Source organism: Xanthomonas cissicola, from assembly GCF_008801575.1.
Lineage (GTDB): Bacteria > Pseudomonadota > Gammaproteobacteria > Xanthomonadales > Xanthomonadaceae > Xanthomonas > Xanthomonas cissicola.
Genome location: NZ_VZPL01000049.1, coordinates 1 through 24,058, shown reverse-complemented (window position 1 = coordinate 24,058; position 24,058 = coordinate 1). Strand labels below are relative to the sequence as shown.

Sequence of the window (24,058 nt, the reverse complement as noted above, 5' to 3'; positions counted from 1 at the left end):
GGTGCCTCGGTGCTGCTCTTGCTCTCCCATTCCCTAACTCGACTCCCGATTCTCCAGTGCGCATCGACGTCATCAGCCTGTTCCCCGAGTTCATCGCGCAATGCGCGGCGTTCGGCGTGGTCGGGCGGGCGCAGGAGCGAGGCTTGCTGGAATTGCAGGGCTGGAACCCGCGCGAGCATGCGCAGGGCAACTATCGCCGCGTGGACGACCGTCCGTTCGGTGGCGGGCCCGGCATGGTGATGCTGATCGAGCCGCTGCGGGCCTGCCTGGATGCGGTGCAGGCCGCAGACGCGCGGCCAGCGCCGGTGATCTATCTCAGCCCGCAGGGGCGGCCGCTCACGCAGGTGCTCGCACGCGAGTTGGCGCAGTTGCCGCGCATGGTGTTGGTGTGTGGCCGCTATGAGGGCGTGGACGAGCGCTTTCTGGCGCAGGCGGTCGATATGGAAATTTCCATCGGCGACTACGTATTGTCCGGCGGTGAATTGGGTGCAGCGGTTGTCGTGGACGTGGTGGCGCGGTTGCAGGACGGCGTATTGAACGACGCCGAATCTGCCGCCCAGGACAGTTTTGAAGGCTCGCAAGGCCTGCTCGATTGCCCGCATTACAGCCATCCGGCGACCCATGCATGGGGCGATGTGCCGGATGTGCTGCGATCAGGCAACCATGCGGCAATTGCGCGCTGGCGCCGGAAGCAGTCGCTGGGCCGGACCTGGTTGCGCCGCCCGGACCTGCTCGACGAGGCGGGGCTGGAGAAGAACGATCGCCGTCTGCTGGACGAGTTTCGCCGCGAACTCGCCCCGGGCGACGAGAAATAAGGGCTCACCCCTAGCTCTTGCAAGATGGATTGGGGTACAATATGCGGCTTGCTGGCCAGCCTTGCGTCTGGCCCTCCTACGAACCTCGAGCAATCGCCGTGCGGCGACTGCCGGTCCAATATCACCAGACACGCGGTGCCCACCATGAGCAAACTCAACAAGACCATCCTGGCTGACTTCGAAGCCGCCCAGATCCAGCGCAAGCTGCCGGAATTCAACCAGGGCGACACCGTTGTGGTGAACGTCAAGGTGAAGGAAGGCAACCGCGAGCGCGTGCAGGCCTATGAGGGCGTGGTGATCGGTACCAAGAATGCCGGCCTGAACTCCTCCTTCACCGTGCGCAAGATCTCGCACGGCTTCGGTGTCGAGCGCGTGTTCCAGACCCACAGCGCCATCATCGACTCGGTCGAAGTGAAGCGTCGCGGTAAGGTGCGCGCCGGTAAGCTGTACTACCTGCGTGGTCTGGAAGGCAAGGCTGCCCGCATCAAGGAAGATCTGGCCGCCGCTGCGCAGGCCAAGGCCGCTCGCCAGGCTGCTGCCAAGGCGGAGTAAGCCGTATCGGCGGGCCGGTCCCGCCACTGCCAGACAGCCGCCTTCGGGCGGCTGTTTGCGTTTGTGGGAATGCACGTTCGGTTGCGGCATCCACGCATGATGCACGCCGCACCTTGCGGGAATGCCTGCAGTAACCACGCGCGCTTGATCGGGAGTGGTCGGCGTGCGGAGGGTTAGTACCCATGGTCCCATGACGGTTCCAAGCGAACGCGCCTGGGATGGCTGCGGACCCGGCGGTACGCCTGCCGCAAACGCGACTAACGCTGCGGTGCCCGCGGCCCGCCTGGCGCGTCGGTGAGCGGGGCTGGGTCGGCGACCGGCGAGGCCGGATGCGCCGGCACTTCCGCTGCAGCCGCAAGTTCCGCCGGATGCGTGGGTGTTGTCAGCATGCGCGCCTTGCGCCAGCCGCCCCAGCGGTAATACGCCAGCGACAGCAGCATCGAACAGGCCGAACTGATCGGAAAGCTCCACCACACCGCATCGGCGCCCAGATGCGGCAGCAGCACGTTGGCCAACGGCACGCGCACGCCCCACAACGAAAAGGCCAGGATCAACAACGGCGGAATCACCGCACCGGTGGCGCGGACCACACCCGAAACCACGAAGCTGACACCGAACAGCAGGAACGACCAGATCGCGATGTGGTTGAGGTGTCGCGCAACCTCCAGCGTGGCGCTGCCTTCGGGCAGAAACAGGGCCAGGGTCCAGCGATCGAACACGATCAGCAGCACGATCAGCAGGCCCGTCATCAGGAAATTGGCGGCGATGCCGGTACGCGCGACCGCATCCACGCGCGACCACAGACCGGCGCCCACATTCTGCGCGGCCATCGACGAACAAGCGGCGCCCACCGCCATGGCCGGCATCTGTACATAGTTCCATAGCTGCAATCCTGCGCCGAACGCAGCAGCGGTTTCAGTGCCGAAGCCATTGACCAGCGACAACATGGCGATCATCGACAGCGAGATCATCACCATCTGCAGGCCCATCGGCACGCCTTTGACGATCAACGCGCGCAGGATGGCTGGGTCGATGCGAAACAGCCGCAGGTCGCTCCGGCCCAGCAACAAGACATGGCGTTTTTTACGCAAATACACCAGCAATCCGGCCAGTGCGACGACCTGCGCGATCAACGTGGCCCAGGCCGCACCGGCAATGCCCAACGCCGGAAACGGGCCGATACCGAACAACAGCAGCGGGTTGAACACGATATCCAGCAGCACCGACAGCAACAGAAAACGGAACGGCGTGCGCGCATCGCCGGTGCCACGCAATGCAGCCGACAGGAAGGCGAACAGGTACAGCGTGGGCATCGCCAGGAAGATCACCCGCAGATAGTCTTCGGCCAGCGCTTGCGAGGCGGCGGGCGTGCCCATGGCGATCAGCAAATGCGGTGCCAGGTACCAGCCGAGCACGGCGATCACGGCCGACAGCCCGCCGAAGAAGCTCGCGCTGGTGCCCATCACCTTGCGCGCCTGGGCGATATCGCGCGCGCCCATCGCCTGGCCGATCAGGATGGTCGAGGCCATGCCGATGCCGAACACCGAGCCGATCAGGAAGAACATGATGCTGTTGGCATTGGCCGCCGCGGTCAGCGCTTCTTCGCCGAGATAGCGGCCGATCCAGATCGCGTTGATCGATCCGTTGAGCGACTGGGCGATGTTGCCGGCCATGATCGGCAGTGCGAACAACAGCAGGTTCTTGCCGATCGGGCCTTCGGTCAGGACAGCGGATTTGGGCATCGCAGTCGTATCGTCGCGCAGAAGGTGCGCACACTAGCATTGCCCGGGTGAGCCCGGATGCAGCGCACTTGCGGCTATGTGGCGTGGGGCGCGCCGATCGTGGAGCGCGCTGCGCGCCTTGTCTGGCAGCGGCATGCGAAGCTGCCTAGGGTTTGTGCATGCATCGCAACGCGGCAGGTGGGCCTGGCGAGGATGGGGAAGCGTGTATCGGCTGGGCCGCAGCCATGGTCGGACGTGTTCGACAGCTGGCCTGCTGATGCGCCGGCCGAGCGCTGCATCGCGGTTGGATTCCTATGGATGCGCCCATTCGTCTATGACCCGGATGCCGGATCGCTGTGCGGCCCAAAGCAGCAAGGACGCAAAGCCCACTATGCTGTCGCGATGGTGATCCGTGCGACCCGTTTACTGCATCTGCTCGACGCCCTGCGCGGACGACGTCGGCCCGTGGCCGGTGCCCAGCTCGCCGCTGCGCTGGGCGTCAGCCTGCGTACGCTGTACCGCGATATCGCCACCTTGCGCGCGCAGGGCGCCGATATCCTCGGCGATCCCGGCGTCGGTTACGTGTTGCGTCCAGGCTTCCTGCTGCCGGCATTGAATTTCACCGAGGACGAACTGGAGGCCTTGACCCTGGGCGCGCGCTGGGTGGGGCGCCAGGCCGATCCGGAACTGGCGCAGGCGGCGCAGCGCGCGGTGGCGCGCATCACCGCCACGCTGCCCGGCACCCTGCGCGCATCGATCGAGACCAGCGGGCTGCTGGTGCCCGCGGCCGATGCGGCGCAACCGCCCGCACCGTGGCTGCCGATCCTGCGTCGCGGCATCCGGCTCGAACACGTGCTGCGGATGGACTACGCCGATGCCGAAGGCGCTGCCTCGCAGCGGCGGGTCTGGCCGTTCGCGATGGCCTTTCTCGGCGGCTACGGCATGATCGCCACGTGGTGCGAACTGCGCGGCGACTTCCGCCACTTCCGTGCCGACCGGGTGCTGGCCCTGGCCGACGACGGCGAACGCTATCCCTCGCGCCGGCATCTACTGATCAAGCGCTGGCGCGCGGCGACCGGCTACGGGGCCGACTGCTGACAGCACCTGTCAGCAGGGCAGGACCAGACTGAAGGCTGTCCACCAGGGAAGTCTGCCCATGTCCACCGAGATCGTGCTCTACACCCACCCGCTGTCACGCGGCCGTGTCGCCCGCTGGATGCTGGAGGAAACCGGCCTGCCGTACCGGGCGGTCATCCTCGACTACAACACCACGATGAAGGCGCCTGACTATCTGGCGATCAACCCGATGGGCAAGGTGCCTGCGCTGCGCCATGGCGACACGGTCGTCACCGAGAACGCGGCGATCTGTGCCTACCTGGCCGACCTGGTGCCGGAGCGGCACCTGGCGCCGCCGCCGGGATCGCCGGCGCGCGCCGATTATTACCGTTGGCTGTTTTTCCTGGCCGGCCCAGTGGAGGCGCTGCTGACCGCGAAGGAAAGCGGCGTGCTGGCACCGGCACGCATCGCCGGCTACGGCCACGAAGCGGACCTTCTGCAGACGCTGGAACAGGCGGTCGCGGGCCGCGAACACCTGGCCGGCGACCGCTTCAGCGCGGCCGACCTATACATGGCGGCGGTGGTGGGTTTCTACACGCGTACCGGCACGCTGGAGCCGCGTCCTGCGTTTACCGCCTTCGCGCTACGGCATGCCGCCCGACCTGCGGCACTGCGTGCCAACGCCACCGACGATGCGTTGATCGCGGCGCATCCGAACCCGGATATGCCGCGCACCGTGGACATAACGAACAGCTAGCGGAGACGGCGGTCCATCGGCGGTACTGCCCTGCGGTGCGGACCAAGCCGCACCTGGTCCTGCCCGCTTGAGTTTCGCAGCCGTGGCCCAAACATCGGGTGTGGCGCACGCCATCGTCGCCGAAGACGCCGGCAACCGAACCGGCGTTTGCGCAAGATCGCAGCGCGCGCATGCACAGCGCACTGCGCGAGCCAAAGCACGACACGAGACCGCGAAACGAATGAATCTAGAGCTGGAACAGGCGATAACGGTCAGGCTGGATGTCTGGCTGTGGGCAGCGCGCTTTTTCAAGACGCGCAGCCTGGCCAAGAACGCAGTGGACACCGGCAAGGTAGACGTGGCCGGGCAGCGTCCCAAGCCGTCGCGCGCGTTGCGCAGCGGCGAACAACTGCGTATCGACCGCGGCGGCGAAATCTTCGAGATCACCGTTGCCGCGCTCAGCGATGTGCGCGGCCCGGCGCCGGTCGCGCAGGCGCTGTACATCGAAAGCGACAGCTCGCGCGAGGCCCGCGCGCAATGGCGCCAGCAGCGCGCTGCCGAGCGCACCGGCTACCGGGCGCCCGAGGGTAAACCGGACAAGCGTGCGCGACGTTTGATCACGGCATTGGGCGATATCGATGCGTTGTAGCGCACTGTCGCAACAGGCTGTCATGCAATAGACCCGCAAACGCAAACGCCCCGGTGATTCGGGGCGTTTGCGTTACCAGGCACACGCACCTGCATGTTGGCAGGTGCGTGTGAGTGAGGACGCCTAGGCCAGATCGAAGCGATCCAGCTGCATCACCTTGGTCCAGGCGGCGACGAAGTCGTGCACGAACTTCTCCTGCGCATCGGCGCTGGCGTAGACCTCGGCCACCGCACGCAGGATGGAGTTGGAGCCGAACACCAGGTCCACGCGCGTGCCGGTCCAGCGAAGTTCGCCGGTGCTGCGGTCGCGGCCTTCGAACACCTCCTTCGCCTCCGAGGTGGCCTTCCACTCGGTGCGCATGTCGAGCAGGTTGGCGAAGAAGTCGTTGCTCAACACACCGGGACGGCTGGTGAACACACCATGCTTCGAGTCGCCGACATTGGCGCCCAGCACGCGCAGGCCGCCGACCAGCACGGTCAACTCCGGCGCGGTGAGGGTGAGCAGCTGGGCCTTGTCGATCAACAGCGCTTCGGCCGGCACTGCGTAGCGGCGCTTGGCGAAGTTGCGGAAGCCATCGGCCACCGGTTCGAGCACGGCGAAGGATTCCACATCGGTCTGTTGCTGCGACGCATCGGTGCGGCCGGGTGCGAACGGCACGGTCACCTGGTGGCCAGCGGCTTGCGCTGCGTGTTCCACTGCGGCGTTACCGGCCAGCACGATCAGGTCGGCCAGCGAGATCTTCTTGCCACCCGATTGCGCAGCGTTGAAGTCGGCCTGGATGCGTTCCAGCGTTGCGAGCACCTTGGCCAGTTGCTCGGGCTGATTGGCCTGCCACTCCTTCTGCGGGGCCAGGCGGATACGCGCACCGTTGGCGCCGCCACGCTTGTCCGAGCCGCGGAACGTGGAGGCCGACGCCCATGCAGTGGACACCAGGTGCGCCACGCTCAGGCCCGAGGCCAGGATGGTCTGCTTGAGCGCGGCGGCGTCCTGCGCATCGACCAGTGCGTGATCGACCGCCGGCACCGGGTCCTGCCACACCAACTCTTCGGCAGGCACGTCAGCGCCGAGGTAGCGTGCGCGTGGGCCCATGTCGCGGTGGGTGAGCTTGAACCAGGCGCGAGCGAAGGCATCGGCGAATTGTTCGGGATGCTGCTGGAAGCGCCGCGAGATGGCTTCGTACGCGGGGTCGAAGCGCAGCGCCAGATCTGTGGTCAGCATCGTCGGGCGATGCTTCCTGGAGGCGTCGTGCGCGTCGGGAATGATGGCGTCGGCGTTCTTGGCCACCCACTGATGCGCGCCGGCCGGGCTTTTGCTCAGCTCCCACTCGAAACCGAACAGATGGTCGAAGTAATCGTTGCTCCATTGCGCAGGCGTGGTGGTCCAGGTGACTTCCAGGCCGCTGGTGATGGTGTCGGCGCCCTTGCCGCTACCGTAGCGGTTATGCCAGCCGAAGCCCTGGCTTTCCAGCTCGCCGGCTTCGGGTTCGGCGCCCACGTTGTCGGCCGGGCCCGCGCCGTGGGTCTTGCCGAAGGTGTGGCCGCCAGCGATCAGCGCCACGGTCTCTTCGTCGTTCATGGCCATGCGCGCGAAGGTGTCGCGGATGTCGCGCGCGGAGGCGATCGGGTCGGGGTTGCCGTCCGGGCCTTCCGGATTGACGTAGATCAGGCCCATCTGCGCGGCGGCCAACGGGTTTTCCAGGTCGCGGGTATGCGGCACCTGGCTGTCGTCGTCCTTCACCAGCACCCCGTGCGCTTCGTCCACGCCGGGCGAACCGCGCGAATAGCGCTCGTCACCACCCAGCCACTTGGTTTCGCGGCCCCAGTACAGATCCTGATCCGGCTCCCAGGTATCTTCGCGGCCGCCGGCAAAACCGAAGGTCTTCAAGCCCATCGATTCCAGCGCGACGTTGCCGGTGAGAATCATCAGATCGGCCCAGGAAATGGCCTGGCCGTACTTTTGCTTGATCGGCCACAGCAGGCGGCGCGCCTTGTCCAGGCTGACGTTGTCCGGCCAGCTGTTGAGCGGGGCGAAGCGCTGCTGCCCACGTCCGCCGCCGCCACGTCCATCGCCAATGCGATACGTGCCGGCGCTATGCCAGGCCATGCGCACGAACAGCGGGCCGTAATGGCCGAAGTCGGCCGGCCACCAGTCCTGCGAATCGGTCATCAACGCATGCAGGTCCTGCTTGAGCGCCTGTAGGTCCAGGCGCTTGAACGCGTCGGCATAGTTGAACGACGGGTCCAGCGGGTTGGATTTGCTCGAATGCTGGCTGAGCAGATCCACGCGCAGTTGCTTGGGCCACCAATCGCGATTGGTGGTTCCGGTACCGACGACGGCGTGGTTGAACGGGCACTTTGCTTCGGTGGTCATGGCAATACCTGTGTGCAGGAGCACTTGGGGAGCTGCGTGCCGAAGATGCCGGCACGTGCTGGTGGAATCGAAATCGCGGGCGGTGCTTAAGACTGGGTCATCAGGAATGGGGAAGTTGCGTGCGATGCGGGCTGCGCATGGTCGCCTCGGTTGCCGATGCTAGCGCCTGCCTGGGTAGCCCGGAATGCATCGACGGGCAGTTTGGTGAGCGGCGCAAGCAAGCGCATCAGGCGGACTTATCGTGGAGGCGTTCGCACACGATAAAGAGCATCGATCATTTGGTGAATTCGAATTATTCAACCATATCGATAGTGTGCTGCTATGGATAGCACGCGAGTGCCCGACCAGCGTGCCGGATGGTGATCGCGGCGCAGTTGCAGGCAATCAATGCGTTCCCGCAACGGATGCACGCAACGGATGCATGTGACGATGCGTCGGAGACTCAGCGTCTCAGCGTTTGCCGAACAGGCTGCCGCCCAGCTTCATGACATCGCCCAGGCCCAGCTGCCCGTCGCCGTCCTGGTCCAGCACGCTGGTCAGTAACCCGCCGGCGGCGGGATGGCTGCGCACCTGCTGATGCTCCTGGGCCAGCGCAGGCCCGAGCTGGCTGCTGGATGCGGCTTCGCCGCTCAAAAAGCGCTTGGCCAGATACGCCATCACGATCGGGGCAAGCAGTTGCAGCAACTGACTGGCCTTGCTGGTCTCCAGCCCGGTGGCCTGGCCCAGGCCGGCAGCGGCCTGCGGCGCCTTGTCGCCGAACAGATGGCCGACGATGCCGGCACCGTTGCCCTGCGCACCGGTGGCCGAGCCACCCAACAGCGAGCCGAGCAAGCTGCCGAGGTCCGGGCTGGCAGCATGGTCGCGTTGCAATGCGACCAGCAACGCATCGGCGCCACCGGCCTGCTGGCTATTGCGGCCCAGCGCGCCCATCAGCAGCGGCAGCGCGGCCTGCACTGCCGACCGCGCCTGCTCTGGCGCGATGCCCAGGCGGCCGGCGAGCTGCTGCAGCTGCGGGCCCTGCAATTGCGCAGCAAGTTGATCGGTCAACGAAGCGGATGTGGTCATCGGAAGGTTTCCTGTCTGGCGAAGCCTTGCGGCAGGGTGCGCCCGTCGCGCCGACAGATCAATCCAGCGACCTGCACACGCCAAGCCTGACGCGACACGATGCAGGACTGGGCAACCACGCAATCATGCGATCACGACTTCCAACCTGAGCGAACAAAACCCACAAAGCAGGATCAAATCGATCCCCGAGTCCTGCAAGGCAATGCGTCCGAAAGCGCAGCGTACGCAGCTACGCTCTTACGATTCCCGATTCCCAGCCCTCAAAGTAACGCCTTCAACCGATACAGCGCCTCCAGCGCCTGCTTGGGCGTGAGCTCATCCGGGTCGAGCGCTTGCAAGGCTTCCTGCGCAGCGGAGGAGGGTGCGGTGAACAGTCCGAATTGTTGCGGCGCATCCAGCGCGGTGGGCGCCATCTGCGCGCTGTGGCTTTCGCCGCCGCGTTGTTCCAGTTCCGCCAGGCGCCGGCGCGCCTGCGTTACCGCCGCCTTGGGCAGCCCGGCAAGTGCGGCCACCTGCAGGCCGAAACTGCGATTGGCCGGGCCATCTTTCACTGCGTGCATGAACACCAGACGCTCGCCGTGTTCGACCGCGTCCAGATGCACGTTGGCGATACCGCTGGCGCCACCGGCATGCGATGCGTCGGCCAGTGCGGTGAGCTCGAAATAATGCGTGGCAAACAGCGTGTAGCAGCGATTGGTCTGCGCCAGATGGCGCGCGACTGCATCGGCCAGTGCCAGGCCATCGTAGGTGGAGGTGCCACGGCCGATCTCGTCCATCAGCACCAGCGATTGCGGAGTGGCGTGATGCAGGATGTAGCTGGTTTCGGCCATTTCCACCATGAAGGTGGACTGCCCGCGCGCCAAGTCGTCGCCGGCGCCGATGCGGGTGAGGATGCGGTCGATCGGCCCGATCACCGCACGGCTGGCCGGCACGTAGCTGCCGATATGCGCCAACAGCACGATCAGGGCGTTCTGCCGCATGTAGGTCGATTTACCGCCCATGTTCGGGCCGGTGATCACCAGCATGCGCCGATCGCTGTGCAGGTCCAGATCGTTGGGCTCGAACGGTTGCTCGCGTACCGCCTCCACGACCGGGTGACGGCCGCGTTCGATGCGCAGGCCGGGGGCGCTGTCCAGTTCCGGCTGCGACCAATCCAGTGCCTGCGCGCGCTCGGCAAAGCCGGCCAGGACATCCAGTTCGCTGAGTGCACCCGCGCAGCGCTTGAGACCTTCCAGCTCGGTGCCAAGCGCATCGAGCAGGCCTTCGTACAACAGTTTTTCGCGCGACAGCGAACGCTCGCGCGCGGACAGCACCTTGTCTTCGAAACTCTTGAGTTCTTCGGTGATGTAGCGCTCGGCGTTGGTCAACGTCTGCCGGCGGCTGTAGTGCAACGGGGCTTTCTCCGCCTGGCCCTTGCTGATCTCGATGTAGTAGCCGTGCACGCGGTTGTAGCCGACCTTGAGCGTGGCGATGCCGCTGCTGGCGCGCTCGCGTTGTTCCAGGTCGATCAAGAATTGATCGGCATTGGTGGACAACCGACGCAGCTCATCCAGATCGGCGTCGTAGCCGGTGGCGATGACGCCGCCGTCGCTGAGCTTGAGCGGCGGCGTCTCGGCCACTGCGCTGATCAACAGATGCGCGGTGGCATCGTGCTCGCCAAGTTCGGCATGCAGCGCCTGCAGGCGCGGCGAATCCAACGGTGCCAGGATTGCGCGCACCTTCGGCAGCAGCGCCAGGCCATCGCGCAAGGTGGAAAAATCGCGCGGCCGCGCCGAGCGCAAGGCCACGCGGGTGAGGATGCGTTCCAGATCGCCGAGCGCACGGAAGGCTTCGCGCAGATCGGCATCGGCAGCTGCATCGATCAACGTGCCGACCGCATGGTGGCGCTGCACCAGCACATCGCGCAGGCGCAGCGGACGGTGCAGCCAGCGCCGGAGCAGACGCCCACCCATCGGCGTGACGGTGCTGTCCAGTACGCCGAGCAAGGTGTTGCGGGTATCGCCATCGACGCGGGTGTCCAACTCCAGATGCCGGCGCGTGGCCGCGTTCATCGAGATGGCCTCGCTGGCCACTTCCATCGCGATCGAGGTCAGGTGCGGCAAGCGCTGTTTCTGGGTCTCCTCGACATACCCGAGCAATGCGCCGGCGGCCGCCGTGGCGCAAGGTTTGTCGTCGATGCCGAAGCCGGACAGATCGTGCAGTTTGAAGAACGCCAGCAGCTGGCGGCGCCCGCTGTCGGCATCGAACAACCACGGCGGCCGGCGCCGCACGCCGATGCGCCCGCGCAGGAATTCGGGCCAGTTGTCTTCGTCGGGGACCAACAGTTCGGCAGGTTCCAGACGCGCGATTTCCGCTTCCAGCGCATCGGCGCTGTCCACTTCATTGACCAAGAAGCGGCCGCCGGCCAGATCGGCCCAGGCCAGGCCGTAACCTTGCTTGCTGCGCGAGATCGCCATCAACAAGGTGTCGCGACGTTCGTCCAGCAGCGCCTCGTCGGTGACCGTGCCAGGCGTGACGATGCGCACGACCTTGCGCTCGACCAGTCCCTTGGCCAGCGCCGGGTCGCCGATCTGCTCGCAGATCGCCACCGACTCGCCCAGTGCCACCAAGCGCGCCAGATAGCCTTCATACGCATGCACCGGCACCCCGGCCATGGGAATCGGCGCACCGCCGGAGCTGCCGCGCTGGGTCAGGGTGATGTCGAGCAGCCGCGCAGCCTTGCGCGCGTCGTCGTAGAACAGCTCGTAGAAATCGCCCATGCGGAAGAACAGCAGCAGATCGGGGTAGTCCGATTTGGCTGCGAAGAATTGCTTCATGGCAGGCGTGTGTTCCTTCACATCCTTGGTGTCACTGGTTATCACTTTTAAATCAGTCACTTGATAATTATTGTGTGGTTGAGCAATGGCGGTGAGTAGGGGCGAGTAACGACGAGTGACGGTGTTTTTTGTAGCAATTGAGTAGCGGCGTGGCTGAAATGACGTCAAATCAATGTAGCAACGGGGGCGTAGAAACGGGCGATGGCGTGCGCTAATGTAGCAATGAAGTGTAGGGGGGATGCAATGACGAAGACCGCGACAAGCGCAAGCAAGAGAGCTGGATCGCTCAAGTTTAATCTGACCTACAACCAAGTCCTGGCCTTGTCCTTGACCAAGGCCCCTGCATGGGACGCGCAGGGCAAGGTCCGCCTCGCTCCCCGGTCGGAGGGCAGGCCCTACTTGGTGTTGGACGGTGGGCCGGGGGCGCCCTCCGGGTTTGGCTTCCGCGTCGGTTCCACAATGACCACTTACGTGGGGCAGAAGCGCGGGCCCGATGGCAAGCCAATCCGCTTCACCCTGGGCAACGTCGCGGATATGCCTCTGGACGAGGCGAGGGAGGTTTGCCGAGAGCACCTAGCGCTGCTCAAGCAAACCGGGAAGAACCCCGTCCACGTCAAACGGCGGCAGCTACTGGAAACCCAGGAGAGGGAATCGGAAAAAGAGTTCGGGGACTTAACCTTGCGGGAGGGGATGGAGCGTTACATCGCGCACCTGGATTCCCGCGCAAAGAACAAGAAGATCAAACCGGTCAGCGTAGATGCGGTGCGCGACAGTTTGTCCCGCCTTTCACGGCCCACTGTTGCCTTGTCGGACAAGACCCTGAGTCAGCTCCAGCTGGAGGTCATCCAGCAAGCCTTTGACGCTTGCCGGATCAGCTCCATGCAATTGTCTAACCGCATTCCCCGGGAAATAAGCAACAAGCTGGCGGAGGTAGAGGACTGGGCCAAGCTCACCGTTCCCCAGTTGGAAGCGCTGGGCATCACCGGCAAATACATCCAGCGGGTCCGAGCAGCCGGGCTTTCTTCAACCGAGCACACGTTCTCGGACGCCAGGCGAGCGGTTGACTTCATCATCGAAGAGGAGAAAGCGCGCGATCACCAGTTCGGCCGGCCCCAACGCCACTTCTACAACCCCCTGGTCGTTATCCATACTCGGGACATGCTCCGCGAAGCCCACGAACTGCGCAGCCACTACAGCCGCGCCGAGGTTCGCAATCCCTTGGATGACAAAACCCTGCCCAAGGTCCTCAAAGCCATTGCAGCACGGCGGGACGAGCAAGGCGGGCGAAACGCGGCCGGTGCAGACTACCTGCTGCTGACCTTGCTTTGGGGAACCAGGCGTAGCGAAGCGGCGCCGTTGCGGTGGTATGACCGCTGCACCCCGGGTGAGCTGTCGCAGGAACTGGTGTCTTGGGTTTGGCTAGCGGCCCCCGGGGAGATCAACCCAACCACCAAGCGCGCGGGCAGCCAGGTTTACCTGTTTGAAACCAAGAACAAAGAGCAGCGGTTCTTGCCTGTCACCTATTTTGCCGAGCGCGTCCTGCAGCGACGCTTCAACGAGCGCGAGGACGATGGCGGGGCAAAGAAAGGGCTGGAGGCCGCCAAGGCCGCGCTCACCACAGCAATCAAGCGGGGCGGACACGCGGCCCTGATTGAAACCCTTCAGGCCGCGGTTGCCAACACCGAGCACGCGCTGGATCGAACCCGTTTCGTCTTTCCGGCCAGGTCCCGGCGCAGCAAATCCGGTCACTACTCCGACAGCAAGTCCATCATCGCCAACGTGCGCCGCGACGCCGGGCTGATCGATTTGCGCGAGGAGGTGGACATCGGCCTGACCCCTCACGATTTGCGCCGCACGTTGGGGCGCTACGCAGAACGGCTCCACAGCGGCAAAGCTCGGGTCGTATCGCAAATGCTTCACCACAGGGTCAAGGACAAGGACTCCGCTTCCACCGATGCGATCTACACGGAGCAGGAATGGGCTGTTTTACGGGAGGCGTTTGCCCTCGTAGAGGAGCACATGATGGCCAGCAGCCCGAGGGTGTGGAACCGCTGGAAAGGCACGGACAAGCCGCGGCTTGACGAGGTCAACGACCCGCCAGCTACGATCTTTGCCGCAAGAAATCAGAAGGTGGCGTTCGATGACGAGGATTGAACCGGTTCGCACAGAAGAGGCTTTCCGTGCCAAAGCCGAAGCGGCCTGGAATGGGGAGTTGATCCGAGCCAAAAGCGCGGGGGGCGGGATGGTGTCCGCCAAGGCTGCAGCGTTGTTCCTGAGCATCCATGCCGACACGCTGGGCGAGTGGCGCCGCCGAATCCCGCCCATGGGCCCACGTTTTCAAAAAGCGTCCGGCAGTGCCCTGGACGGCCCCAACCAGCGGGTGAAATACGATTACGAAGAGCTCGTGGCCTGGAAAGATGGTCAACAGGGCAGGACTGCGAAAGAGCGCCGGTTGAGTTCGGAGTTGGAGCGGCTGAATCAACAGCAGCGGGAGCTGGAACTGGAGAGACAGATCCATGAGGCCAAGTTGGCTCTGGAAAAGCTGCGCAAGAACGCTGGACGCTACGCCACCTTGGTGACGTCGCACGAGGACTGGGCAACCTCCCACGCCTGGGCCGTAGTGGAAGGCCTGATCGCCGGGCACGTGCTCACAGTGGACGAGGGCACGTTGGACCGGGCCCTGGCCGACGGTGAGATTTGGGATGCGCCTTTGGCCGACGCGTTGTTGGAGCCGTGGATCAGTGTTGAGGCGCGCGATCCCTTCGATGACGCCATGAAGGATGCGCTAGCTGCCTTCCTGGGAGCCCGAGACCACGCACGCAACCAAGACCGCGCTAGAGGGCTGGAAGACAGGCTGCCGCCGCCCACTGCGCCAGAGAGCACGCGCAAGCCGTTCCGGTTCTGATCGCCTACCATCAGGTTTCCTCTTGGTGGCAAGCCCCCATGTCTCTTGATTCCAAGCAAGAAGTCCTCGTCAAACTGATCGAGCGTTACCGCGAGACCTACGCCCCCGGGAACCCTGAGTTCATGAGCGGCAAGGGCGTGTCATGGGCGCGCCTAAAGCGGGATGTGGAGAAAGAAGCAGTCGCTGATCACCAGGCACGCGCGGCCGCTAGAGCCGGACGCACGCGTCCGAGCGAGTCGAGGCCTTGGACGTCCGCAGAAGCGGCGGGGCTGCTTAACCTATCGCAGAAGGCGTTCCGCGAATTGGCCAAGAGCGACAGTCCGACGGGTCCCCTGTTGGTAGACGACGGCACGCACACCGCCGTTCCCATATCCCGGTTGCTGGAATGGGCCGATGCCCACCCCCGTGTCCGACGGTGGCGGGAAAGCCGAGAAGATGGCGACGTGCTAGGACGGAAGGCCCCAATGCCTCCAAGCGCGCGATTCAAGGTCCTTAAGGAGGGCAAGGTCAACATCACGTTGATCGAGGGCAGGGTTTCGTCGCTGAACCTGGCGGGATGGAGCGCGGAGGAGCGTGAGGCCCTCCTGGATTTGTTCCGAGCGAAAGGCGGCGCTCTGCGGGAAGATAGCCGAGGGATCGTGATGCTTCAGCAGGCCACACTGCCCGAGGCGTTCAAGTTGCCTTGGGTCGACCTGACACTCAAAAATGAGTGGGTGAGCCAATACATAGGAGCTTTGGAAGGCATTAGAAGTGAGCTCCAAGAGCACTTGCAGCGTGTCCAGAACGTGATCCCCCATCTCACACCGGAGGAGGACAAGGTGGATGCCCAGGACGCCCACAAAGCGTTGGTGGAGCAATGGGCCGAAGAAAGCCGAGCGTTAGAGATGCAGGTCAGTGAGGTGCGCGGCGCGATCCTGGACGTGACCCTTCCGCCCGCAGGGCCTCCCATCGAGCGGCCACCGTTTCGGTTCTAAGGTGGAGGCGATCGCTGGAGCGAACGTGCGGCGGCTGCTCGCCGCCGAAGAGCGGAGGGGAAGAAAAGGCAGGGAGGCGCCGGCTTCCGCCGACGCCAGGTCGACCTATCCAAGACCCCGGCTCACGTCCGGGGCTTTTTTGTGCCCGTCGTCAAGCCAAAGGGGCAACCGCCCCTTTCCGCCAGACGCGATTAGCGGTTCAAAGGATGCTATTCCCACACCAACACGGACCCGCCGACATGCTTCCTATCATCCTCCAGCTCGACCCCGTCGCCGCTCGTCATCACCGGGCCGCGCTCACGCCTCAGGCCCTGGCTGACGTCCTCGCCGACGCGCTTCCTCAGGCCTTGGCCCAGTTCGAGGCGGGCATTGCCCAGTCGGTCATGGTGGCCTGCGGGGACATGACGGCGCTTCAAGCCCACCAGGTTCTCACCCTGCAGATCGCCACCCTGGAGCGCTTCCTTGACGTCCAGGACGCCGCCAACGACTGATGGCCTGACACGCCTGAAGTAGTCCGGGCCAAGCTTGGCCCAATCCCTCAACCCCTTTCGCAGAGCGCGGCTCCCAGGCCGTGATGGCGAAGCTTTGCTCAGAAAACTTCAACCACCGGAGATTGCCATGAATGCTGTTGCCCACACCCCCGAGACCACCGCTTTGTGTTTGCCCAAGGACCGCAAGACCACGTCCATCCCTCGATCCACCAAGCTTGCCGCCGCTATGGTCGGTTACGACCGCCTGCCGGCAGTGCAGACCACGGACACCTGGCTCACGCCACCGGAGCTGATCTGGGGGAGCCCGCGAGAATGCTTCACGGGGTTGGGTCCGTTTGACCTCGATCCGTGCACGCCGGAAGACATGCCTTGGCCCACGGCGGGTCGGATGCTGACGCCCATTGAGGACGGCTTGGCGACGCCTTGGCCCGCAGACGCCTTCGTTTTCATGAACCCGCCGTTCGGCCGCGGACAGAATGCCTGGATGCAGAAGCTGGCCACCCACCCGAGCGGTGGCATCGCACTGGTGTTTGCCAGGACCGACACGGCCTGGTTCCAGGACCACGTGCTCAACCACCCTGCCACGAGCGCCATTGTGTTCCAGCGCGGGAGGCTGAAGTTCTGCCGTCAGGACGGAACACCTGGGGACGCGCCGCCCTGCGGCCCGGTGTTCGTGGCTTATGGGGAGGAGGCGGCACGCCGGCTTCGCCTGGCGGTTAGCGAAGGGCAGATCCCGGGTGGCTACCTGGACATGGCCCGCGTAGGCATGGTGGCCGGAGCTTGCGAGGCTGCAAACGACGAGTGATGGCGACGCTTGGTGAGTGAAAAAAGGCCGGAGGCCTCGCATTTGCCTCCCAGGCGCTTTTGCCTTGAGCTGCTTTTGCTTTTGTTTCTCCCGCGGGTAACGGGCGCTTATTTCCTGCCACTCACTGGTAAAACCATGCGAAAAAGAATCCATCCGTATCCATGTTGTTAGCGTTTTCTGCTGGTTAACGTCTCTGCTGGTTAACGCTCAAGCCGTAAACCAGCAGCCAAACCAGCAGCTAAAGCCATACAGGGCAAGGCCTTCCCACTTCTGCTGGTTTGCTGGTTAATTTATTCGACTTTTCTTCAGTGATGAAAAAGAGTGAAGAGGTTCAAAAATATCAATCTTCGTTGAGACGTTGTGCGAGCGTAAAATTTAAATTTTAAACCAGCAAGCCAGCAGTTAGCTTATTTTTTGAACAAAAATAATAAATATCAATCACTTGAAGTGTTTTTAGTTGCTGGTTTGGGTGCTGGTTTAAGAAAAAGCAGAAAACCAGCAGCAGAGTTAACCAGCAACTAAAAACTTTCTTTTCGCTTTGGGCTTGACGTTGTTCGGAAACCTGCTTTCTTGGATGTATTACACAAGCAATACGGAGATTCCATGCAGCCGCAGAAAACCCCTCAGTCCTCGATTCGGAAAGACCCGTTCAATGCTCGAATGGAACGGGCGCTGATTGAACGGCTGAAAGCCGACGCCAAGCGTTCGGGGATTTCTCCCAGTGAAAAGCTGCGGCGCATCCTCGACAACGCCTTGCCGCAAGTTGCCTAACCCCCACAAATACGAAACCCCCGCCTGGCAGGGCGAGGGTTCGTTGGAGCTAACTACAATGTCTAAACTTAATGTTGCCGAAGATCCGTCGGCCGTCAAGCCCGCAAACGTTCATTTCCTGATCGAAAAGCACTGGGAGAGGAATCGCGAGGAGTTCTCCAGCAACCTGAAAGTGGAGCATCGGGCACTGGATCGGCACAAACAGGCCAAGCTCAACAAAGGCGAGCTGCGCCCGGAGAGCCTGGACTTCCTCTACGCCCGCCACCTCCAGCTCGGCCTGGACGGCAACCTCTGGGCCAGCGTCCGCGACGAGTGGGCCACCCAGTCCACGCTGATCTATCGTTGGGAGACCAACCACTGGTCCATGGTCCATGGCGGCAAGGGGCAGGGCCTGGCGTCCGATTGGCTGGACACCAACATCCCCGCCAAGGCTTGCGACAAGACCGCCGCCGGGCTCTGGGCCTACGCACGCACCCGGTTGGGCCAGCAAGCGCCCTTGCCGCAACTGGAAGGCCGTTCGCTGGTGCCTTGCCAGGACGCTTACCTGGAGATCAACAAAGACAGCATCCACGCCCTGGCCCCAGCACCGCGCTATGGCATGACTCACGCGATCAACATCACCACCAACGCCGCGCATGGCCAGGCTTACACCCTTAAGCCCCTGCCTGCCGACAGCCTGCTGTCGACGTTTCTGGCCCGGGCTCTGCCTGACGAAGGCGTCCGGGACTTGGTGCAGGAACAGTGCGGCATGACGTTGCTTCCGGGCAGCTATCAGATGGCAGCCTGGTGGCACGGCGCGGCGGGCTCCGGCAAAAGCAGCCTGGCCGAGGCGGTGGAAGGCATGCACAACAAGGTAGCCCGCCTGGATCTGGCGACGTTGAGCGACGTGTTCGCGCTGGAGCACATCATCGGCGCGAACCTCATCTTGGTCGATGAGGTGGAATGCGACCGCTGGAAGGAAGGCACGTTCAAGACCCTGGTCAGTGGCAACGGCATCGGGATCAATCGCAAACACTTGTCCGTTTTGAACTACCACTCCAAAGCGAAGTGGATCATCACGTCGAACTCCGCGCCGTTCTTCCGTGACAAGTCTGGCGGGGTGGCCCGACGCCTCTCCATCGTGGAATGGGCACACGCGATCCCCGAGTCCGAGCGGATCCCAGACTTCCACAAAAAGCTGCTTGCCGAGGAAGGACAGCTGTTCCTCGATTGGATGCTGGAAGGCGCCCGCCGGGTCGTGGCACGCGGCCGTTTCATGGCCGACCACGAGCTGCCGGAGGCTGCTCGTGCTTACAAACAAGCCGTGATCCACAACGCCGATTCCATCGCCAGTTGGGTGCATTCGGACCGAGTTTCGTTTGGCGAAGCCGCAGGCAGCGGCCAGTGGAGCAGCATCAAGGCCATGCACACCCGCTACGTGTCCTGGTGCCAAAAGAAGGGCTTTGAGGCCGAGGAAATCCTCTCGCAACGCCAGTTCACCCGCGGTCTGAAGACCGCCGGGCACCTGCGCGGGCGGCCCTCCAATCGCCGGATCAACGGAGAGCAGGCCGATTGCTTCCTCTGCATCTGGCAGGGGGAGCAAACTGACCAGGAGCGTGCGGAGGAAGCCGCCCAGAAGCGCTTGGCCTCTATGACCCCCGAGCAGCGGCAGGCCGAGGTAAGCGCCATGCGCGCCGCCAACGATGAATCCAACCAGGCCAGCGTGGCTCGGGCTGAAGCCCTGTTAAAAAAGGACTGGGAGGAAACACCATCGGAGATCCGCGAGATGTTTGGGTTCAGCGCGACCACGCCGTATGAGCAGGTTCAGGCTGAACGCGGCGAGACCCGCGCAAGGCAGGCGAAGGAGGCTGCAGGTTGGGTGTGCCAGGACAAACGCGAGACGGAGGCACGGGAATGCCGCAAGGCCGAGGGCGCTAAAAAGAAAGCGGCAGGAAAGTAAGGGCGCAGGCCTTTACTTTTCCCCAGGCCGCGGTATTGCAAAGGGGTATCCCAGCAAAGGAGCCCCCACCCATGCCATCGCCCCACCCATTCCCCGAAGACGCTTTCCACGAGGAGGCCATCGGTCTGTCCAATCTGGAAGGCCCCGAGGGCCCCGAGTTTGATCCCCAGTTCCTCCTGATTCGCTCCGCATTTGGTTTGCACATCAGGCAAGGCAAGCCAGGAGACGAGGGGCTACGCAGCGAAAACGACATCGCCGACTTGGTGCGTCGTCTGCTGGACCAGCGCAAATCCGTCGATCTGCATTTCGAGTTCTAAACCCAACCACCCACAAGTACCTGCTTAAGAGGCGCAGGCGTTTGAAAAAGATTTGAGGCACCACCCCATGTCCAAGTATTCCGATCTCATCCAAGCCACCGCCGAGCGCATGCTCGCCCTCATGCAGCAGGGAACCATCCCCTGGCGCCAGCCATGGAATGATCGCGAGGCCCCGCCGAACGGCTCCATCAACGGGCCCTGGAATCCCACCACGGGCAAGCAGTATCGCGGGTCGAACACCCTGATCCTGAGAGGGGCGCAGCTGGTCAACGGCTACGAGGACAGCCGGTGGCTGACGTATAAGCAAGCGCTGGCCGTTGGCGGACAGGTGCGCCGAGGGGAAATGGGCCACCAGATCGCTTACTGGGATTTCTCGAAGACGGGCAAGGCCCAGGAGGGCGAGCAGCCTCCCGCTGAAGGCGAAGAGAAGGGCTACCAAGGCCCATCCGTCTTCGTTGCGACGGTGTTCAACGCCAGCCAGATCGACGGCATGCCCGAGCCCCCGCCACCCTTTGTCATGCCCGAGACGGTCCGCAACCTGCGGGTTCGGGAGCTGCTGGATCGGCACCAACCGAAGATCCACCACGATGGCGGGAACCGGGCCTTTTACTCCATCGCCGCAGATTCAATCCACCTGCCCAAGCACCACACCTTCAGCGACGACGTGAGCTACCAGGCCACTTTGCTTCACGAGGTGTCCCACTGGACTGGCGCGAAGCATCGGCTTGACCGAGACCAAACTGGCCGTTTCGGCAGCCAGGATTACGCGAAGGAGGAACTGGTTGCAGAGCTGTCCAGCCTTTTCATTTCCGAGCGCTTGGGCATTGGCTTGGGCAAAGAGCACGAAGATCAGCACGCCGCCTACTTGCAGTCTTGGATGAAGGCTCTGGCCGATGACCCCAAGACCCTGTTCCGCGCCGCCAGCCAAGCCGAGAAGATCATGACCTTCTTGGACATCCCGACGTTGGGTTCACCCCCGTTTTCACGGACACTTACAAGAAGGCCGATCAAGGCCATGAGGAGTGTTCATGTCAAAGCGCAGGAAGTTCACTGCCGAGTTCAAGCGTGGCGCGGTTGAGCAGGCCAGCCAGCCCGGCGTCAGCTGTGCCCAGGTGGCCCGGGAGCTGGGGATTCGCGACACCCTGCTGACCCGCTGGAAGCGCGAGGCGCAGACCCCGGGGACGGCCGCATTCGGCGGCAGTGGCACGCCTCGGGACGAGGAGCTGGCTCGACTCAAGCGCGAGTTGGCGCGGGTGAAGAAGGAACGGGATTTTTTGCGAGAAGCGGCGACGTTCTTCGCAAAGGGATCACCCTGAGGTATCAGGTGATCGAACGTTGCCGCGATGAGTTTCCGATTCGGCTGATGTGCCGGTGCCTGAAGGTATCGGCCAGCGGCTACTACGAGTGGAGTAAGCGTCCTGCCTCCTGACTTGGGAAAGATGCCAGAAAGATCTACTTATGCGGTGTCTGCGGATCGGGGGAGCTTACGCGCTGAGCATCGAGCTGACCCAGAAAGCTCCCATCACGGTCAGCGGGGTCATCATCCACCCAAGATACCGAATACCCTCGGACGGCAGGCAAGCTGGAACGGCAGCGCCGGTAGCGTCACGCTGTCTTGCTTTCGGCGGTACATGGTGGCTTGTAGGAGCAGATTGGGACGCCTCCCGCGGATGCCATAGGGCTGAAGGCATCAATGTTCTGAGGCAGGCCGCCGTCAAGCCGCGAACGGCTGCGGTTTGCTTCGCACGCTCTCCAACGCCATCCGCCCCGGGGCCAACCCGCACGCGGTCCTTTGCACAACCGCTTTTGGCTTGGTGGGAGGACGCTTCGCCGTTGGAAAAGCTAAGATCGAAACTTGTGCAAAGTCGGAAGTCGCCAATGATCGATCGTCGTACCTTTCTTGCCACAGGTGTGGTGGCCGCTGCCGCCAGCTTCGGCGCGTCGGCAGCGCGCATTGCGCAGACGCCGCGTGCCAACGGTCCGGCGCCGTGGGGTGCGGTGCCCAGCCCGCGCCAGCTGCGCTGGCATCGGTGGGAGCAATACGCCTTCGTGCATTTTGCGATGAACACCTTCACCGATAAGGAATGGGGCTATGGCGACGAGGATCCGCGCAAATTCGATCCTAGCGATTTTTCAGCCGATCAGATCGTCGCTGCTGCGAAGGCCGGCAATCTGAAAGGGCTGATTTTCACTGCCAAGCATCACGACGGATTCTGCCTTTGGCCGACACGCCTGACCGAGCATTGCATCCGCAATTCGCCTTACAAAAACGGCAAGGGCGACATCGTCGGCGAGATGGCCGCGGCGTGTCGACGCGGCGGCCTGGCCTTCGGCATCTATCTCTCCCCCTGGGATCGCAACCACGCAGAATATGGCCGCCCCGGCTATCTGGACTATTTCCGCAAACAGATCGTCGAACTCTGCACAGGTTACGGCGACCTGTTCGAGTTCTGGTTCGACGGCGCCAATGGTGGCGATGGCTATTACGGTGGGGCGCGCGAATCGCGCAAGATCGATGCGCCTGCGTACTACAACTGGCCGCGGATGATCGAGCTGGTGCATCAGCATCAGCCGATGGCATGTACCTTCGATCCGCTCGGTGCCGATATCCGGTGGGGCGGCAACGAAGATGGCATCGCCGGCGATCCATCCTGGCCGACGATGCCCAATGCGCCGTACACCCAGGAAAACGGCAATTCCGGCGTGCGCGGAGGAGCGCTGTGGTGGCCGGCCGAAACCAATACGTCGATCCGTCCGGGCTGGTTCTATCACGCCGACGAAGACGGCAAGGTGCGGAGCCCGGAGAATCTGGTGCGCTATTTCGACACCTCGGTGGCGCGCGGTACCAACATGAACCTCAATCTGCCGCCCGACCGACGCGGCCGCATCCCCGACCACGACGTGGCGGTGCTGCAGAGTTTCGGCGACGCGATCCGCGCCAGCTTCGCCATCGACCTGGCCAAGGGCGCCAAGGCCAGTGCCAGCGCCTCGCGCGGTGCCGGGTTCGAGCCGGCGCGCGTGCTCGATCGCCAGCCGGACAGCTACTGGTCCACGCCGGACGAGGTCACCACGCCAACGCTGACGCTGGAACTGTCGACGGTGCACAGCTTCGACCTGATCCGGTTGCGGGAGTATCTGCCGCTGGGCGTGCGCGTTACCCGCTTCGCGGTCGAAGCCGAGGTCGATGGGCAATGGCGGCGGCTGGCCGAGGCGCAGTGCATCGGTGCACAGCGGATCGTGCGCCTGGAGCGCCCGATCGCCGCACGCCGGGTGCGCCTGGTCGTGCTCGAGGCGCCGGTCTGCCCGGCGATCAGCGAATTCGCGCTGTTCCGCGCCGTTGCGCCGGTGCCGGTCGCGCGGCCGACGGCGAATGCACCGGACGTGCTGTCCACCGCCGGCTGGCGCATCGTCGAGGCGAGCGCGCCAGGGGCGGAGACCTTGCTCGACGACGATGCCAGCACGATCTGGATCACGCCCGCACCGACGCCGGGCCATCCCGTGCAGGCGACCATCGACCTCGGCGCGTCGCGTCAGGTTGCTGGGTTCAGTCTCACGCCCTCGCGCGCAGTGATGACCGGTGCGGCGCCGCCGAAGGGCTATCGCGTCGAAACCAGCGAAGATGGCCAACACTGGCAGCCGGCCGGCGCCGGCGAGCTCTCCAACATCGCCTATGCGCTCTCGACCCAGCGGCTGAATTTCCCAGAAGTCCGCCAGATCCGCTATCTGCGGCTGTCGTTCGCGGAAACTGCCGTGCCCGCCGAGCGGCTGGCGATCGCAGGGATCGGTGCGTTCTCGCGCTTGCGATGAGCGCGTGCGCTCCTGCACGGTCGTGCGCCGCGTGGGAGGGGATCGCTAGGGAAGGTCTGAATAACGAGGCCTGAGAGTGCGGGATGTCGCGTCGTTCCGAAGAGTGGCGTTTGAATCTTTGGAATTTCGCCATTTCTGGCGCTTTCCGTGGGAATTTCCTGGTTTACAGGCGCACGCTCCCCATAGCCGGCAGCAACTGCTTTCGCTTCATCCACAGATTGGAGAGCGCAAACAAGGTCAGCACGTGTGCGGTGTTTTTGGCCAGGCCG

Annotated in this window: 19 protein-coding genes and 2 pseudogenes; 16 read left to right on the top strand and 5 right to left on the bottom strand. The window is 63.8% G+C overall.

The genetic code is table 11. The features are described 5' to 3' along the window. Nucleotides 1–56 precede the first annotated feature (56 nt). Entirely contained in the window at nt 57–815 is a 759-nt protein-coding gene (trmD, locus tag F7R02_RS17740) for a tRNA (guanosine(37)-N1)-methyltransferase TrmD (protein WP_005914690.1), read from the top strand. Between the two features lie 144 nt (nt 816–959). Beyond that, nucleotides 960–1,367 carry a 50S ribosomal protein L19 gene (rplS, locus tag F7R02_RS17735; protein ID WP_003484215.1) on the top strand — a complete coding sequence of 136 codons (408 nt, stop codon included), beginning with the start codon at nt 960–962 and terminating at the stop codon, nt 1,365–1,367. 257 nt (nt 1,368–1,624) lie between these two features. On the opposite strand, the gene F7R02_RS17730 is transcribed toward rplS, so the two are convergent. Beyond that, a complete protein-coding gene (locus F7R02_RS17730; RefSeq protein WP_078591427.1) occupies nt 1,625–3,109 on the bottom strand; it encodes an MATE family efflux transporter in 1,485 nt (494 codons plus the stop codon). A gap of 381 nt (nt 3,110–3,490) precedes the next feature. On the opposite strand from F7R02_RS17730, the gene F7R02_RS17725 reads away from it, so the two are divergent. The 3 genes from F7R02_RS17725 to F7R02_RS17715 all read left to right on the top strand — a co-directional run bounded on the left by F7R02_RS17725 (nt 3,491) and on the right by F7R02_RS17715 (nt 5,529). After that, nucleotides 3,491–4,186 carry a helix-turn-helix transcriptional regulator gene (locus F7R02_RS17725; protein ID WP_005932171.1) on the top strand — a complete coding sequence of 232 codons (696 nt, stop codon included), beginning with the start codon at nt 3,491–3,493 and terminating at the stop codon, nt 4,184–4,186. A 58-nt stretch (nt 4,187–4,244) separates the two neighbouring features. After that, complete coding sequence (locus tag F7R02_RS17720; protein WP_078591426.1) at nt 4,245–4,901, top strand: glutathione S-transferase family protein; 657 nt, start codon at nt 4,245–4,247, stop codon at nt 4,899–4,901. 220 nt (nt 4,902–5,121) lie between these two features. Further along, nucleotides 5,122–5,529 (top strand): RNA-binding S4 domain-containing protein, encoded by a 408-nt coding sequence (locus F7R02_RS17715; RefSeq protein WP_003484207.1) that lies wholly within the window; start codon nt 5,122–5,124, stop codon nt 5,527–5,529. Between the two features lie 123 nt (nt 5,530–5,652). Here F7R02_RS17715 and katG read toward each other — a convergent pair whose 3' ends face one another. From katG to mutS, 3 genes are all read right to left on the bottom strand, one after another. Continuing rightward, a complete protein-coding gene (gene katG / locus F7R02_RS17710) occupies nt 5,653–7,899 on the bottom strand; it encodes a catalase/peroxidase HPI (protein WP_078591425.1) in 2,247 nt (748 codons plus the stop codon). Between the two features lie 450 nt (nt 7,900–8,349). Continuing rightward, nucleotides 8,350–8,964 carry a DUF937 domain-containing protein gene (locus F7R02_RS17705; protein WP_003484199.1) on the bottom strand — a complete coding sequence of 205 codons (615 nt, stop codon included), beginning with the start codon at nt 8,962–8,964 and terminating at the stop codon, nt 8,350–8,352. Between the two features lie 260 nt (nt 8,965–9,224). Next, on the bottom strand, nt 9,225–11,780 hold the full coding sequence (mutS, locus tag F7R02_RS17700; RefSeq protein ID WP_167521053.1) for a DNA mismatch repair protein MutS: 2,556 nt from the start codon (nt 11,778–11,780) through the stop codon (nt 9,225–9,227). 243 nt (nt 11,781–12,023) lie between these two features. Here mutS and F7R02_RS17695 point away from each other — a divergent pair, with 243 nt between their 5' ends. From F7R02_RS17695 to F7R02_RS17640, 11 genes and pseudogenes are all read left to right on the top strand, one after another. Then, nucleotides 12,024–13,934 carry an integrase arm-type DNA-binding domain-containing protein gene (locus F7R02_RS17695; protein WP_078591423.1) on the top strand — a complete coding sequence of 637 codons (1,911 nt, stop codon included), beginning with the start codon at nt 12,024–12,026 and terminating at the stop codon, nt 13,932–13,934. Then, nucleotides 13,921–14,685 (top strand): hypothetical protein, encoded by a 765-nt coding sequence (locus F7R02_RS17690; protein WP_078591422.1) that lies wholly within the window; start codon nt 13,921–13,923, stop codon nt 14,683–14,685. The genes F7R02_RS17695 and F7R02_RS17690 overlap by 14 nt, the downstream gene beginning before the upstream one ends. A 38-nt stretch (nt 14,686–14,723) precedes the next feature. Next, nucleotides 14,724–15,659, top strand: a complete 936-nt coding sequence (locus tag F7R02_RS17685; protein WP_078591421.1) for a hypothetical protein — start codon at nt 14,724–14,726, stop codon at nt 15,657–15,659. Between the two features lie 239 nt (nt 15,660–15,898). Next, on the top strand, nt 15,899–16,150 hold the full coding sequence (locus tag F7R02_RS17680; protein ID WP_139371123.1) for a hypothetical protein: 252 nt from the start codon (nt 15,899–15,901) through the stop codon (nt 16,148–16,150). Nucleotides 16,151–16,277: 127 nt separating this feature from the next. Further along, the gene (locus F7R02_RS17675; protein WP_235857545.1) at nt 16,278–16,955 is read left to right on the top strand and encodes a DNA N-6-adenine-methyltransferase; all 678 of its coding nucleotides are present in this window, start codon (nt 16,278–16,280) and stop codon (nt 16,953–16,955) included. Nucleotides 16,956–17,558: 603 nt separating this feature from the next. After that, nucleotides 17,559–17,726, top strand: coding sequence for a ribbon-helix-helix protein, CopG family (locus F7R02_RS17670; protein WP_139371122.1), 168 nt, complete (start codon nt 17,559–17,561; stop codon nt 17,724–17,726). A gap of 58 nt (nt 17,727–17,784) precedes the next feature. After that, the gene (locus F7R02_RS17665; protein ID WP_139371121.1) at nt 17,785–19,665 is read left to right on the top strand and encodes a DUF5906 domain-containing protein; all 1,881 of its coding nucleotides are present in this window, start codon (nt 17,785–17,787) and stop codon (nt 19,663–19,665) included. A 71-nt stretch (nt 19,666–19,736) separates the two neighbouring features. Then, complete coding sequence (locus tag F7R02_RS17660) at nt 19,737–19,982, top strand: hypothetical protein (RefSeq protein WP_078591418.1); 246 nt, start codon at nt 19,737–19,739, stop codon at nt 19,980–19,982. A gap of 67 nt (nt 19,983–20,049) precedes the next feature. Further along, nucleotides 20,050–21,060, top strand: coding sequence for an ArdC family protein (locus tag F7R02_RS17655; RefSeq protein WP_151210138.1), 1,011 nt, complete (start codon nt 20,050–20,052; stop codon nt 21,058–21,060). Further along, nucleotides 21,011–21,399 (top strand): annotated as a pseudogene (locus tag F7R02_RS17650) (transposase); the annotation flags it as partial. The gene F7R02_RS17655 and the pseudogene F7R02_RS17650, both read left to right, overlap by 50 nt. A gap of 461 nt (nt 21,400–21,860) precedes the next feature. Continuing rightward, nucleotides 21,861–23,789, top strand: coding sequence for an alpha-L-fucosidase (locus F7R02_RS17640; protein WP_078590479.1), 1,929 nt, complete (start codon nt 21,861–21,863; stop codon nt 23,787–23,789). 163 nt (nt 23,790–23,952) lie between these two features. On the opposite strand, the pseudogene F7R02_RS17630 reads toward F7R02_RS17640, so the two are convergent. Then, nucleotides 23,953–24,058: pseudogene (locus F7R02_RS17630) on the bottom strand (IS5/IS1182 family transposase); the annotation flags it as partial.